The following is a 14,060-nucleotide window of genomic DNA, read 5'->3' as shown; positions in this document are numbered from 1 at the left end:
GTACCGGCACGCGGCGGCGACGCGTCTGGGGGAACGGCGTCGGCAGAAAGCCGCGGACGGGGGGCGGCCGCCGAGTGGCGGCCGCGGGTGGGTTGTCAGAGGCACACGATTGTCCCGCGCGGCCGGACGGCAATACTCCGCGAAGCGATATAAACGCTCGGGCCGGGTACCATTTATGCGGCTCCCGTCCCTGTGTCCGGTCACATGCTCACCGCGGCCGCGACGGCGCTGACGCGAACCGACGACACCGCGGGCGTCGTCCTCGTCGGCGGGTCCGTGACGCTGTTGGGGTGGATCCTCACGCCCCTGTGGCTCGCCGGCGTCCTCTTCGTCAGCCCCGCCGTCGCCGTCGCGGCCCCGGTCGCGCTCGCGCCGTCGCTCGTGGCGCGCGGCTACCTCGTCCGGGTGACGCGGGCGGCGATCCAGCCCGGCGAGGCCGCCGGCGCCCCGTCGCTCGTCGCCTGGGGAGAGCTGGCCAGGGACGGCCTCAAGTCGGCGCTGCTGTCCGCGGCGCTGCTCGCGCCCCTCGCTGGCGGGCTCGCGGTCGCGGGCGGCGCCGTCGCCGCGCTCGTCGCGGGCCCCGTCGAGCCGACGGCGACCGCGACCGCCGTCGAGTCGGCGCTCGGGCCGAACGGCCCGGCCGCCGTCGCCGTCGTCGCCGCCGGCGCCGTCCTCGCGCTCGTCGGCGCGTACCTGGCGGCGTTCGCGTACGTCCGCCCCGCGGCGCTCGCCGCGTTCGCCGCGTCCGGCCGCCTCCGGGACGGGCTCGACCCGCGAACGGTGGCCGGCGTCGCCGCGACGGGACCGTACGCGACCGGCTGGACGCTGGCCGTCGGGGCGCTCGCGGTCGGGTACGCCGTCGCGGCGCCGACGGTCCCGCTCGTCGTCGGCGTCGCCGTCGCCTTCCTCGCTCGGATCGTCGCACACGACCTCTACGGGCGGGGCGCGGCCGACAGCCTGACCGAGGAGACGGCGGCAGCGACCGCGCCGACCGCGACGCGGCAGCCGGTCGGCACGGCGCACGACGCCGCGCGCTCGGGCGAGGAAGCGGGAGCCGGCGCCGGGGCGAGCTCAGGTGTCGGTCCGGCCGGCGACGGACCCCCGGCCCCCGTGGTGTCGGGGGACGGCGGACGGCCGATGCGGAGCGAGCCGCCGGCCGCGGTTCAGGTCGGCCGCGGCGTTTCGGTCGGCGAGGGGAGCGACGCGGTCGGCGACGGCGATCCGACCCGCCCGGGCGGGGCGGGCGAGGGGGACGCCGATCCGACCGGCGGCTTCGAGTGGGGGCCGGCGCTGTCCGAGGCGGAAGACAAGAGTTGATACGGGCGCGAGCGAACGCCCGGACATGCGCATCTCCGAGCGGGGGTACGGCGAGGAGGGCCGGGAACGGCTCACGCTGGTCCCCGAGAACGTGGACGACCTCTGGCACCTCGCGCACGTCCTCGAACCCGGGGACCTGGTCGAGGGCGACACCACCCGGCGGATCCAGCGGAACGACGACCAGATGCGGGACACCGGCGGCCAGCGCGAGCACATCTTCGTCACGCTGGAGGTCGAGGACGTGGAGTTCGCGCGGTTCGCCAACCGGCTCCGCGTGGGCGGCGTCATCGTCGGCTGCTCACGGGAGGACCAGCTCAACGCCCACCACACGCTCAACGTCGAGGAGCACGACGAGATAACCGTCGAGAAGCACTTCAAACCGGACCAGACGGAGCGGCTGGAGGAGGCCACCGAGGCCGCGGAGAACCCCGACGTGGCCATCGCCACCGTCGAGGAGGGCGCCGCCTACGTCCACACGGTCCAGCAGTACGGCACGGAGGAGTACGCCTCGTTCACGAAGCCGACCGGGAAAGGCGAGTTCTCGCGGCCGCGCGAGGAGCTGTTCGCGGAGCTCGGCGAGGCGCTCGCGCACCTCGACGCCGACGCCGTCATCCTGGCCGGGCCGGGGTTTACGAAGAACGACGCGCGCGACTACATCGACGAGGAGCACCGCGACCTGACCGACCGCATCTCGGTCGTCGACACCTCCGCGGCGGGCGACCGGGGCGTCCACGAGGTGCTGAAGCGCGGCGCGGTCGACGAGGTCCAGAAGGAGACCCGCATCTCGAAGGAGGCGAGCCTCATCGACGAGCTGACCGAGAACATCGCGAAAGGCGAGAAGGCGACGTACGGGCCCGACGACACCGCCGAGGCCGCCGAGTTCGGCGCGGTCGAGACGCTGCTCGTCGTCGACGAGCGCCTCCGGACCGAGCGCCAGGGCGACGGCGACTGGGACATCGACGTGAACGCGGTGATCGAGTCGGTCGAGCAACAGGGCGGCGACGTGGTCGTCTTCTCCTCGGAGTTCGCCCCCGGCGAGCAGCTCGCCAACCTCGGCGGTATCGCCGCGATCTTACGCTACCGGCTCCAGTGAGCGCCTGGCAGTCGAAGTGCGCTGGCGCGTGCCTGCGAGCGCCCGGAGGGCGCGAGACAGCACGCGCGAGGGACGCCGCGAGCGACCGGAGGGAGCGAGCGGCGAGGCTGGGGAGGTGTGAGGTGCCGTGCGGGGCGGGGCTTCGGTGGCGTCCGTATCGATCGCCAGTTTACAAGTGTCACCTTCGTACGGCCGAGCGACCGGGACTTCGGCGCGCTCGGCCCGCGGACCGTCCACAGCGAAACCGGTCACGTACGCGGCCGTGACCTTATGAGAGCGGGCCGCCAACTCCGGATCGATGGCGGACCGACCCGGCGGTGACGAGAGCGTCTCGACGACCGCCGACCGCGAAAGGACCGACGACGTGGACGTCGACGCGCTCCCCGACGCCCGCTCCGACACCGACGCCCTCTCGGACGCCGACTCGCTCCCCGACGACCTCGACGACGCGGGCGTCGACGAGGAGGTGAAGCGGCGGCTCCGCGAGGCGTACCTCAACGACGAGGAGAACGCGCTGATCGTCACGCGGGTGCGCTCCGTCGGCGACCGCGTCGTCGTCGAGATGCGCCCGCCGCACGGCGACGCCACCCACACCGAGCGGTTCGACGCGCCCCGCGACGGATCCCTGCAAGAGTCCGAGGCGTTCCTCGACTTTCTGGAGGCCGCCGGCGTCTCGCCGCTGGACGTGGACGAACTGGTCGGGACTCGCGTCCCCGCGACGTACGACCCGGAGACGGGGTGGCGGGTCGACGCCGCGTACCGCGACGAGTCCGAGGCCGGCGGCGGAGACCGGGTCGCGGCCGCCCGCGAGTGGCTGTGGACCTACCGGGCGTGGCTGCTCGCGGCGCTGCTCGTGGGCGGCGAGCTCGCCTTCGTCGCCGTGCTCATTCTGGTGTACGCGTGACTGAGAGGGACGACCTGTTCTGGTCGCGGCGCGGGCGCGAGCGCGGTCGCCCGCTGGTCAGGCCGACTCGGCGCCGTCGACGTAGCCGATGACCAGCTGCGGCGCCACGACGGCGACGAGCAGAAGCACGCCGATCAGGAGGCGGTCGCCCAGGTCCGTCACGACGCGAGCGCCGTAGGCCAGCGCGAGGCCGGCCGCCATGAACAGGAGGATGATCGCGTTCTCTCGGGAGACCATGGGTGGCGCTGATCGCTCGGCGGAAAAGTGTCTTCGGGGGCTTACTTGCCCCAGAAGGGGTCGCGCTTCCGCCGCGTCTCCAGGTAGCCCTGAAGCGCCTCGCGCTCGTCGGCGGTGATCTCCTCTTTCAGCTCCTGTTCGAGGATCTTCGCGTGCTTCTCGGGCACCTCGGTCCAGAGCGTGTCGCCCTCCTCGATGCCGCGGCCGACGGTCGGCCCGTCGATGGCGATGCTGACGCGCTCGCCCGAGCGCGCCTCGTCGACGTCCTCGCCCTGCTTTTGAATGCCGGAGAGGCCACCGACGCGCTCGAACTCGTTGCCCTCGAAGTAGCCAACGTTGCGGTTGTTCTGGAGCGTGCCGGAGATGACTTCGACGCCGACGACCGCGGGGTCGTTCTGCCGGAAGGTGTGGTCGGGGAGGATGCGGAAGCGGGCCGGGCGCACGACCTTGTCGAGCACCGTCTCCTGTTGGGCGCGCTGCTTCTCCTCGACGTAGCGCTCGTAGTCCTCGACCAGCTGGTAGATGACCTCGTTCTTGAACAGCTTCACGTCCGCGTTCTCCAAGTCCGACTCCGCGTTCTGGAGGAGGTCGACGTTGAAGCCTAAGATCGCCTTGTGCTCGTCCTGGTTCGCGGTCTCGGCGACCGCGATGTCGCGGGGCGCGATGTCGCCGACCTCGGCGCGCAGGATGGGGACCTCGGCCTCCCGCAGGGCGTTCGCCATCGCCTCCAGCGAGCCGAGGGTGTCCGCCTTGACGACGACGCCGTTGTCGGCGGTCTCGACCTCGATCTCGGCCAGCTCCGCCTTCACCTCCTCGACGACCTGATCGACGGTGCGGTCGCGGACGACGCGGACCGGCGCGCCGGCCATCGCCTGATCGAGGTCGGGGGCGGCGATCTTCACGCCGGCCGCGGCGGCGACCTCGCCGACCTTCTCGAACTCCTTCTCGGTGCGGATCTCCGCGAGCGGCCGCGGGCGGAGCAGCGCGCGGATCTCGGTGACGATCGGCTCGTCCTGTCCGCCGACGACGACGGTGTCTCCGTTGCGGATCACGCCGTCGTAGACGACGGTGTCGACGGTGGCGCCGAACCCGCGCTCGTCTTTCACCTCGAGCACCGTCCCCTCGCCCGGGCCGGTGACGTCGATGGCCATCTCCTCTTTCATGAACCGCTGGGAGAGGCCCATGAGGACCGTCAGGAGGTCCGGGACGCCCTCGCCGGTGAGCGCCGACAGCGGGACGACGCCGATGTTCTTCTGGAAGTCCTGGACGCGCCAGTAGAGGTCGGCGGAGAAGCCGGCGTCCGACAGCTGGCCGATGATCTCGTAGAGGTTCTCGTCCAGCATCGACTTCGCGCGCTCGGACTGGGCGTCCATGCTCCGCTGGATCGGTTCGCCGTCCTGCGGGTTCCACCCGGGCGTCGTGTCGACCTTGTTGGCGGCGACGACGAAGGGCGTCCCCGTCCGCCGGAGGATGTCGATCGCCTCCTCCGTCTGCGGCTGGAAGCCGTCGTTGACGTCGACGACGAGCACCGCGATGTCGGCGAGCGCGCCCCCGCGGGCGCGCAGCGTCGAGAAGGAGTGGTGCCCCGGCGTGTCGATGAACAGCAGGCCGGGTAAATCGAAGTCCGACGGGTCGATCAGCTCGCCCGCCATCCCGGAGATGGTGTCGAGCGGGATGTCCGTCGCCCCGATGTGTTGGGTGATCGCGCCGGCCTCGCCCTCGCTGACGGCGGAGCCGCGGATCGTGTCGAGCAGGCTCGTCTTGCCGTGGTCGACGTGCCCCAGCACGGCGACGATGGGGGTTCGCAGGGTGTCCGCGTGTGTGTGGTCGGTCATATGTGATCGCCCCGAGAAGGTTATACCGTCTCTTGCGCCCGGCCGTCAGTTAAGCCTTTCAAAATGCCGCGACGAACGGCGGCGGTGAGCGCCCGATCCGCGTTCGTCGCCCGTCCGACGCCCCGTGGCGTTTAATACCGTCGCCCGGGACCGTGCGGGTATGGTCGACATCCTCGCGGAGAACCTCTCCGGGAAGGCGGTGATGAGCTCCGACGGCACGGAACTCGGGGACCTGTACAACATTACGATGAACCTCGAGTCGGGAGAGCTGAACCACCTCCTCGTCAGCCCACACGAGCAGCTCAGACACGAGCGCGTCGACTTCGAGTTCGACGAGATGGGGCGGCTCCGAGTCCCGGTCGCGAACGTGCAGGCGGTAAAAGACTACATCGTCGTCGCCCGCTGATGCAGGTCCTCGACTCGTCCGCGTTCATCCACGAGTACACGACCGACGAGGACGTGGTCTCCATCCCGGCGGTCCACGAGGAGCTCACCGGCGAGGTCGCGCTCCGGTTCGACGCCATGGAGGGCTCCGGGATGACCGTCCACGTGCCCGCGCCCGAGGCGGTCGACCGGGTCCGCCGAGCCGCGAAGGGCTCGGGCGACGCCGCGGAGCTGTCGGACACCGACATCCGGCTCATCGCGACCGCCCTGGAGCTTCACGCGACGCTCGTCAGCGACGACTACGCGATGCAGAACGTCGCCGAGCGGCTCGACCTCCCGGTCGAGCCCATCGACAGGGAGGGGATCACCGAGGAGCGGGAGTGGCGCTTCCAGTGCGTCGGCTGTAACCGCACCTTCGACGAGAACAAAGAGCGGTGTCCGATCTGCGGCAGCGACCTCACGCGGAAGAACCCGGCGTGAGCGGGCCGGCGAGGTGACGCGGTCCGACAAGGTGACGCGGTCCGACCGGAGAGGGCGGGCCGACCGGGCGCCCGCGCCGCCGCGCCGCACGGGACCGACCGATTGAACAGGCGCGCCGCCGACCCGCCGCCATGAACGCCTTCGAGGAGCTGTCGCCGGACGCGCTCCGGGCCGGGCGGGCGGACGCGCTCGACGACGCCGTCGCGACCGCGCTGGCCGCGCACCCGCTCGACGGTGTCGAGACCGAGTACCCGCACTACCAAGGGACCGTGGAGGGGCCGGACGCGCCCCCGCGGCCCTCGGAGGCCCACCCCGTCTTCTACGGCTGCTTCGACTGGCACTCCGCCGTCCACAGCCACTGGGCGCTCGTCCGCGCGCTGCGGCTCGCCCCCGACCACCCGAACGAGACCGAGATCGCGGCCGGCGTCGACGAGCGATTGACGCCCGAGAACGTCGCCCGGGAGGTCGACTACCTCGACGAGAACCCCGGCTTCGAGGAGCCGTACGGCTGGTCGTGGCTGCTGCGCCTCGCCGCCGAGTTCGACCTCTGGGACGACCCGCGCGCCGACGCGTGGCGCGAGACGCTCCGCCCGCTCGAAGACCGGATCCGCCGCGGAACCCGCGAGTCGTTCCTCGGGGTCGACCGCCCGCAGCGCGTCGGGACCCACGGCAACACCGCGTTCGCGCTCGCCGGCGTCCTCGACTACGCGCGGGTCGTCGGCGACGCCGCCCTCGAACGCGAGGCCGAGGCGACGGCGCGGCGGCTGTACGCCGACGACACCGCCGCGGTCGTCGGCGCGGAGCCGGTCGGCTGGGACTTCCTCTCGCCGGCGCTCGTCGAGGCGGACCTCATGCGCCGCGTCCTCGACCCCGACCCGTTCGCGACGTGGCTCGGCGGATTCCTGCCCGATCTCAGCGCGCCCCCGCACGACGCGCTGCTCGCGCCCGTCGACGTCGAGCCGGACGAGGGCGACGGCGCCGCGATGCACCTGATCGGGCTCAACGTCTCCCGCGCGTGGTGTCTCGCCGGGCTGAGCGACGCGCTGGCGGAGCGGACCGGCCCCGTGGCGGCCCGGCTCCGAGAGCCCCTCGACGCCGCGGCGCGCCGCCACGCCGAGGCGGGGGCCGCGGACGTGCTCACCGACGACTACGCGGGGTCGCACTGGCTCTCGTCGTTCGCGCTGTACCTGCTGACGCGGAACGAGGCCGGGATCGCGCCCGGCGCCGCTTAGTCGGCTCCCGACGCGTCGCGCGCGTCGCCGTCGGTCCGGCCGACCGACTCGCTGTCGGCCGACCCGACCGCCTCGCCCTCCGCGATGCCGAGGGCGTCGTCAGAGAGGTCGCTCCCGTCGAGTCGGGGGACGCGCTCTCGGAGCCGGGCGGCGGCGGCGCGCGCCTCCGCGAACTCGACCTCTGCGAGCGCGCGCACCAGCGCGGCGGCCCGCTCCGCCCGGGCGCGCTGCCACGACTCCTCGCGCGACTCGTAGGTGCGGATCGCGCGCAGGAAGTCGGCCTCGGAGAACTCCGGCCAGTAGGGCGCACAGAAGTAGACGGCCGCCTCGTTCCCGTTCGCGTGCCACGGGAGGAAGTTCGACGTGCGCTCGTCGCCGCCGGTGCGGACGATCAGGTCCACGTCGCGGATCGGCCGGTCGTACAGCCGCTCCTCGACGGTCTCCACGTCGACGTCCTCGGGGGCCATCTCGCCGGCGTCGACGTCGCGGGCGATGGCGCGCGCGGCGTCGAGCAGCTCGGTCCGGCCGCCGTACGCGAGCGCGACGTTGAGCGTGAAGCGGTCGTTGCCGGCGGTGCGCCGCTCCGCGTACTCGACCGCGTCGCGGACCCGCGGCGGGAGGCGGGGCACGTCGCCGATGGCCCGGACGCGGACGCCCTGCTCGTGGACGCGGTCGGCGTCGGCGAACTCGCGCAGCTTGTGTTCCAACAGGTCGAAGAGGGGCTCTAACTCCTCGTCGGGGCGCTCGAAGTTCTCCGTCGAGAAGGCGTAGAGGGTCAGCTCCGAGACGCCGAGGTCGGCGCACCAGTCGAGGACGCGCTCGGTGGTGTCCGCGCCGGCGCGGTGCCCGTCGGGGGCGTCGTCGCCGCGCTCGCGGGCGTACCGCCGGTTCCCGTCCTGGATGACGGCGACGTGGGCGGGGACGTCGTCGATCTCGCGGCGGAGGTGTCGCCGGTACGCGCGCCCGGCGAGGCCGCGGAGTCGCTGCCACATGGTCCGAGGCCACGCCCCCGAGCGGTATACCTTTATGGATCGATCGGGCGAGGAGCGACCCATGGAGGCCGCCTACGTCGTCCGCGTCGCCGTCCGCCTCGACCCGCCGGCCGCCGCCGTCGACCCCGACCGCTTCGAGACGACGATGGAGCTCCCCGCGAGCGAGCCCGGAACCGACGGCTGGCTGTTCTTCCGCGACCGCCTGTGGCGCGGCGAGGTCGGCGACGAGCCGTCGTTCCGGCGGCTGGCGGAAGAGCGGCTGGGGCTCGCGAACGCGCCCGGCGCCGCGGTCGTCGCCGCCGACTTCCGGGAGCTGCGCGCCGACGAGGCGTACCTCGGCGCGCTGAAGGAGGCGATCGCCGACGACCTCGGCCGGTTCAACGCCGACTCGGTGGACGAGGCGCTTCACAAGTACCTCGGCTCGTCGGTTCACGTGCGGGAGTGAACGTCGGGCTCGGGACGGAACGGCGCCGCGGGACGAAGCCACAACGCACTTGCCCGCCGCCGTCGTACGGAGCGATCCGTGACCCCCGCCGACTACGATTTCCACCTCTTCGACCTCGACGGGACGCTCGTCGACGCCGAGTGGGAGTACACCCGGACGGTGTTCGACCGCGTCGGCGACCGGCTCGGCCGCGAGTTCTCGGACCGCGAGGCGCGGGTCCTCTGGCACGGGCTCGGCGGCTCCCGCGCCGAGACCCTCCGCGGGATGGGGGTCGACCCCGACGCGTTCTGGCCCGCGTTCCACGCCGTGGAGGACCCGGTGGCCCGCGCGGAGGCGACGTACCTCCACGACGACGCCGCGCGCCTGCTCGACCGCGTCGGCGAGGTCGGCGGGCCGACCGGCCTCGTCACCCACTGCCAGGAGTTCCTCGCCGAGCCGGTCCTCGATCGCCTCGACCTCGGCGGCCGCTTCGACGCGGTGGTCTGTTGTACCGACGAGACCGGCTGGAAACCGGCGCCGGACCCGATAGAGGCCGCGATGCGCGAGCTCGGCGTCGACCCCGCCCGCCACCGCGGCTACTACGTCGGCGACGGCGAGAGCGACGTGGCGGCCGCCTGGAACGCCGGCCTCGACGCGGTCCACGTCGAGCGCGTCGGCCACGAGGAGCGCGGCCGCTGCGTCCTCGGCGACCGGCGCGTGCGCCGCCTCGACGAACTGGTCGGCGCCGAGGGCCGGATCGACGCCGGCCGGAGCGGCGACGAACCGCTCGGCGCCGGCGGACCGGCCGACGCGTCGTGAGCGATTTATCCCCCCGCGGGGCGAGGCGCCGACCATGACGAAGTGGTTCCACAGCGGCCGGCGCCGCGACCTCTGCGCGCTCCTGTACGACCACGGCGAGCTGCGCGCGCAGTCGGCGAAGAGCCGGCTCGAATCCCACTACGACGAGCGGATCGATCCCGGGTCGTTCTACGGCACCCTCTCGGCGCTCGTCGAGGCAGGGTACCTCGACCGGCGGACCGAGGGGATCGCCGACGTGTACGCGCTCACCGACGCGGGCGAGGCCGCGCTGCTCGACCACTACGACTGGCTCGGCGAGCGGATCGAGGGCGGCGAGGCCGCCGGCGACGACGGAGCGTAGCGGGGCGGCGGGCGGGGGCCCGGACCGCGACGGGGCCCGGACCTCAAGGATTAACAACTTCGTCGGCGTGGATTAACATATGACAGTCGTCAGCGTGTCCATGCCGGAGGAGTTACTCGAACGGATCGACCGGTTCGCGGACGAGCACGGCTACACCGGGCGTAGCGAGGTCGTCCGCGAGGCCTCGCGGAACCTCCTCGGCGAGTTCGAGGACGCCAAGCTGGAGGACCGGGCCCTGATGGCCGTTGTGACCGTCCTGTTCAACTACGAGACGACGAGCGTCGAGGAGCGGATGATGCGGCTGCGACACGAGGACGAGGGGATCGTCGCCTCGAACTTCCACAGCCACGTCGGCTCGCAGTACTGTATGGAGCTGTTCGTGCTGGAGGGGGGCTTAGAGGAGATATCGGCGTTCGTCGGGAAGGTCCGCGCGACGAAGGACACGCTCACGGTCGATTACAGCGTCACGCCGGTCGACGAGTTCGGCGCCGGCGCGCTCGGCGACGCCCACGCCCACGGCGGGCACGGGCACGGAGCGTCCGAGGAGGCGGAGGGGGAGGCGGACGCGACCGCCGAGGCGAACGAGGACGACTGATCGGGCCGCGGTCCCGGGCGACGGACCGGCCGTTCGCCCGCCTCAGGCGGTCTCGGGGCGGACGGACTCGAGCGCCGCGTCGAAGTCCTCCCCGGTGATCCCGACCTCGTCGGCGTGGTCGTTGGCGGCCTCGCCGTGCTCGTCGGCGACGCGCTCGATGGCGCGCATCGCGGCCGCCCGCGACAGCGAGGCGATCTCCGCGCCGGAGTACCCCTCCGTCTCGTCGGCGACGCGCTCCAAGTCGACCCCGTCCGTCAGCGGCTTCTCGCGGGTGTGAACCTCCAGGATCTTGCGCCGGGCCTCGCGGTCCGGCTCGGGCACCTCGACGTGCGTCTCCAGTCGGCCGGGACGGAGCAGGGCCGGGTCGAGCGCGTTCCGCCGGTTCGTCGCCGCGAGGACGACGAGGTTCGGGTTGTCGCTGGCGCGGTCGAGCTCGGTCAGGAGCTGGGAGACGACGCGCTCGCTCACGCCGGATCCGTCGCCGCCGGCCGCGTCGCGGTCGGTCGCGACCGCGTCGATCTCGTCGAAGAAGACGATCGCGGGGGCCGCCTGCCGCGCCCGGTCGAACAGCTCGCGGACCGCCTTCTCCGACTCGCCGACGTACCGGTCGAGCAGCTCCGGCCCCGCGACCTGGATGAAGTTGACGCCGCTCTCGCCCGCGATGGCGCGCGCGAGCAGCGTCTTCCCGGTCCCCGGCGGGCCGTACAGCAGGACGCCGGTCGGCGGGTCCGCGCCCGCCGCGTCGAACAGCGGGCCGTACGACAGCGGCCACGTCACGGCGCGGTCGAGCTCCGCCTTCGCGTCGTCGAGCCCGCCCACGTCGGCGAAGTCGGTCGTCGGCTGCTCGGCGACGTACTCTCGCATCGCGCTCGGCTCGACGTTCGCGTGCGCGGCCTCGAAGTCCGCCTTGGAGACGGTCACCTCGTTCAGCGCGCGGGAGTCGGACTCGCGGGCGCGCCGGAGCGCGGTCATCGCCGCCTCCTGTGCGAGCCCCTCGATGTCGGCGCCGACGAACCCGTGGGTGCGGCCCGCGATCCGGTCCAAGTCCACGTCGTCGGCCAGCGGCATCCGGCGCGTGTGGACGTCGAGGATCTGTCGGCGCCCGGACTCGCCGGGGACGCCGATCTCGATCTCGCGGTCGAACCGCCCGCCGCGTCGGAGCGCGGGGTCGATAGTGTCGACGCGGTTCGTCGCGCCGATGACGATCACGTCGCCGCGGGCGTCGAGCCCGTCCATTAGCGAGAGCAGCTGGCCGACGACGCGGTTCTCCACGTCGCCGCCGTCGTCGCGCTTGCCCGCGATCGAGTCGATCTCGTCGAAGAAGACGATGGCCGGCGCGTCCTCGCTGGCGCGCTCGAACACCTCGCGGAGCCGCTCCTCCGACTCCCCCTTGTACTTCGACATGATCTCCGGGCCGTCGACGGTGATGAACGTCGCGTCCACCTCGTTGGCGACGGCGCGGGCGATGAGCGTCTTCCCGGTCCCCGGCGGCCCGTGGAGGAGGACGCCCTTCGGCGGGTCGATGCCGAGCCGGGTGAACACCTCCGGCTCGGAGAGCGGCAGTTCGATCGTCTCCCGGACCAGCTCCAGCTCCTCGTCGAGCCCGCCGATGTCCTCGTAGGTCGCGCCCGCGGTGTGCTCGGCCGGCGGGGCGTCGCCGCCCTTCGGTCGGGCGTCGGCTCCCGGGGGATCAGCCCCCGAGTCAGCGGCGGGCGCGGACCGGTCGTCCGCCGACGGGCCGGCGCTGTCGGCCGCGCCCGCCCCGTGGCCGGCGTACTCGACCGACACGTCCGTCGACGCCGTGATCCGGACGGTCCCCGCCGGCGCCGTCCGCGCCACCACGAAGCGGAGGCCGCCGAGCCGCTCGACGTGGACGGCCTCGCCCTCGGTGACGGGGCGGTCGCGGAGCTCCCGGGAGAGCGCCCGCTCGACCACCTCGCGGCTCACGTCCACCTCCGCGAGGCGGCCGGGCGCGGTCAGCGTCGCGCGCTCGGCGTCGGACACGTCGACGGGGGCGATCGTCACGGTGTCGCCGACCTTCACGCCGGCGTTCGCGCGGGTGTCGGCGTCGATGAGGACGGAGCCGTCTGGCGCGTCGGGACCGCCCGGCCACACCTTCGCGACCGCGGTGCGCTCGCCGCGCACCTCGACTGTGTCGCCGCTGAGGAGGGCGAGCCGCTTGCGGGCCGACTCGGGGAGCCTGGCGATGCCCCGGCCCGCGTCCCGCTTCTCGGCGGCACGCACCGTGAGCCGGAGCCCTGCGGTGTCGTTCATACGCCACGTTCTCGCCGGCGGCTCTTTATCCTTGTCCGGTCGCCGCGAGCGACCGTCCGAACGCGCTTCGGAGCCGCCGGTCGCCGAACCTCTCGCGCCGGCGCCGACCCGGGCAGCGAGTCGGGACCAAAACCGGTTTGTGCGCGCTCCGGAACCGACGGGTGTCCCCGATGAAACGCGAAATCGCCGAACGGCTCGACGCGGCGTTCGACAGCCACGAGGTCCGTCGCCGGCTCCACGACGTGCCGCCGCACGAGGTGTACGAGGTGTCGGTCGACGGCCGCCGCGCCGTCTACAAGGGGAACACCGGCCCGACCGGGAACGCGGAGCGGGAGGGGCGGGTGATGGCCGGCGTCGCCGACCGTACCTCCGTCCCGGTGCCCGAGCCGCTGTGTATCGGGGACAGCTACTACGTCGCGGCGTGGCACCCCGACGCCCCCGCGGCCGAGGCGGACCACGAGGCGGACGAGGCGTGGGCGCGCGCCGCGGGCCGCGGGCTGGCGACGCTCCACGGGGAGACGGCGCCGCTCGTCGACGCGTACGGCGCGTTCCGGGCCGACGAGGCGTTCGCGGTCCGCGGCCGCGACGAGTGGGGCGCCGCCGCGGTCGAGTACGTCGAGGCGCGCCGCCCGGTCCTCGCTCGGTACGGGCACGGCGACGCGGCCGACCGGGTGCTCGACCACCTCGCCGAGCGGCCCGACGCGTTCGCCGGCGCCGGCGAGCCGGTCTGCTGTCACGGGTGGGCCACGCCCGAGCACGTCGCGGTCGCCGACGGGGAGGTGGCGTGCGTGATAGACTTCGAGCACGCGATCGCCGCGCCCGGCGAGTACGACTACTGGCGGACGGTCCTCCCGGCGTTCGGGCCGGGGGAAAGCGAGCCGCGGACCGCGTTTCGCGAGGGGTACGAGTCGGTCCGGTCGCTGCCGCCCGGATTCGACCGGCGAGCGCCCCGATACGCGCTGTTGAACACGGTGTACTACTTCGAGTCGCTGTACGTTCAGGACCAGAACGGCCCGGCGGAGACCGCGCGGAAGGCCGACCGACTGCGGAGCCGGATCGACGCGATACTGGACGACCTCGCGTGAGGGCGACGCGGCGCGCCGGCCGGGCGCGACCGCAACCCCCTTCCCTCGG

At 73.1% G+C, this 14,060-nt stretch carries 15 protein-coding genes; 11 read left to right on the top strand and 4 right to left on the bottom strand.

Features of this window, described 5'->3' with window-relative positions; translation table 11 throughout:
• Window positions 1–204 precede the first annotated feature (204 nt).
• The 3 genes from HPS36_RS10525 to HPS36_RS10515 all read left to right on the top strand — a co-directional run bounded on the left by HPS36_RS10525 (window position 205) and on the right by HPS36_RS10515 (window position 3,314).
• Window positions 205–1,317: a DUF4013 domain-containing protein gene (locus HPS36_RS10525; RefSeq protein WP_173230103.1), complete on the top strand. Its 1,113-nt coding sequence runs from the start codon at window positions 205–207 to the stop codon at window positions 1,315–1,317.
• Window positions 1,318–1,342: 25 nt separating this feature from the next.
• Window positions 1,343–2,410, top strand: coding sequence for an mRNA surveillance protein pelota (locus HPS36_RS10520; protein ID WP_173230102.1), 1,068 nt, complete (start codon window positions 1,343–1,345; stop codon window positions 2,408–2,410).
• 298 nt (window positions 2,411–2,708) lie between these two features.
• Window positions 2,709–3,314 carry a hypothetical protein gene (locus tag HPS36_RS10515; RefSeq protein ID WP_173230101.1) on the top strand — a complete coding sequence of 202 codons (606 nt, stop codon included), beginning with the start codon at window positions 2,709–2,711 and terminating at the stop codon, window positions 3,312–3,314.
• A gap of 57 nt (window positions 3,315–3,371) precedes the next feature.
• Here HPS36_RS10515 and HPS36_RS10510 read toward each other — a convergent pair whose 3' ends face one another.
• Together HPS36_RS10510 and infB are read right to left on the bottom strand one after the other, a co-directional pair.
• A complete protein-coding gene (locus HPS36_RS10510; RefSeq protein WP_173230100.1) occupies window positions 3,372–3,551 on the bottom strand; it encodes a hypothetical protein in 180 nt (59 codons plus the stop codon).
• Window positions 3,552–3,592: 41 nt separating this feature from the next.
• Window positions 3,593–5,386, bottom strand: a complete 1,794-nt coding sequence (gene infB, locus HPS36_RS10505) for a translation initiation factor IF-2 (RefSeq protein ID WP_173230099.1) — start codon at window positions 5,384–5,386, stop codon at window positions 3,593–3,595.
• A gap of 160 nt (window positions 5,387–5,546) precedes the next feature.
• Between infB and HPS36_RS10500 the strand changes: the two genes are divergently transcribed.
• From HPS36_RS10500 to HPS36_RS10490, 3 genes are all read left to right on the top strand, one after another.
• Entirely contained in the window at window positions 5,547–5,792 is a 246-nt protein-coding gene (locus HPS36_RS10500) for a PRC-barrel domain-containing protein (RefSeq protein WP_119713056.1), read from the top strand.
• The gene (locus HPS36_RS10495) at window positions 5,792–6,250 is read left to right on the top strand and encodes an NOB1 family endonuclease (RefSeq protein WP_121562660.1); all 459 of its coding nucleotides are present in this window, start codon (window positions 5,792–5,794) and stop codon (window positions 6,248–6,250) included. The genes HPS36_RS10500 and HPS36_RS10495 overlap by 1 nt, the downstream gene beginning before the upstream one ends.
• 131 nt (window positions 6,251–6,381) lie before the next feature.
• The gene (locus HPS36_RS10490) at window positions 6,382–7,482 is read left to right on the top strand and encodes a DUF2891 domain-containing protein (protein WP_173230098.1); all 1,101 of its coding nucleotides are present in this window, start codon (window positions 6,382–6,384) and stop codon (window positions 7,480–7,482) included.
• Here HPS36_RS10490 and uppS read toward each other — a convergent pair.
• On the bottom strand, window positions 7,479–8,474 hold the full coding sequence (gene uppS / locus HPS36_RS10485) for a polyprenyl diphosphate synthase (protein WP_173230097.1): 996 nt from the start codon (window positions 8,472–8,474) through the stop codon (window positions 7,479–7,481). The two genes, HPS36_RS10490 and uppS, sit on opposite strands and share 4 nt — an antisense overlap.
• A gap of 61 nt (window positions 8,475–8,535) precedes the next feature.
• Here uppS and lwrS point away from each other — a divergent pair, with 61 nt between their 5' ends.
• From lwrS to HPS36_RS10465, 4 genes are all read left to right on the top strand, one after another.
• A complete protein-coding gene (gene lwrS / locus HPS36_RS10480; protein WP_173230096.1) occupies window positions 8,536–8,919 on the top strand; it encodes an LWR-salt protein in 384 nt (127 codons plus the stop codon).
• Window positions 8,920–8,997: 78 nt separating this feature from the next.
• Window positions 8,998–9,717 (top strand): HAD family hydrolase, encoded by a 720-nt coding sequence (locus HPS36_RS10475; RefSeq protein WP_173230095.1) that lies wholly within the window; start codon window positions 8,998–9,000, stop codon window positions 9,715–9,717.
• Between the two features lie 34 nt (window positions 9,718–9,751).
• A complete protein-coding gene (locus HPS36_RS10470) occupies window positions 9,752–10,057 on the top strand; it encodes a PadR family transcriptional regulator (protein ID WP_173230094.1) in 306 nt (101 codons plus the stop codon).
• A gap of 79 nt (window positions 10,058–10,136) precedes the next feature.
• A complete protein-coding gene (locus tag HPS36_RS10465; protein ID WP_173230093.1) occupies window positions 10,137–10,652 on the top strand; it encodes a CopG family ribbon-helix-helix protein in 516 nt (171 codons plus the stop codon).
• Window positions 10,653–10,694: 42 nt separating this feature from the next.
• On the opposite strand, the gene HPS36_RS10460 is transcribed toward HPS36_RS10465, so the two are convergent.
• On the bottom strand, window positions 10,695–12,926 hold the full coding sequence (locus tag HPS36_RS10460) for an AAA family ATPase (protein ID WP_173230092.1): 2,232 nt from the start codon (window positions 12,924–12,926) through the stop codon (window positions 10,695–10,697).
• 170 nt (window positions 12,927–13,096) lie between these two features.
• Between HPS36_RS10460 and HPS36_RS10455 the strand changes: the two genes are divergently transcribed.
• Window positions 13,097–14,011, top strand: coding sequence for a phosphotransferase family protein (locus HPS36_RS10455; protein WP_173230091.1), 915 nt, complete (start codon window positions 13,097–13,099; stop codon window positions 14,009–14,011).
• Window positions 14,012–14,060 lie beyond the last annotated feature (49 nt).

Origin of the sequence: Halorubrum salinarum, from assembly GCF_013267195.1 — an archaeon.
GTDB lineage: Archaea > Halobacteriota > Halobacteria > Halobacteriales > Haloferacaceae > Halorubrum > Halorubrum salinarum.
This window is presented reverse-complemented; position numbering and strand designations above follow the sequence as displayed.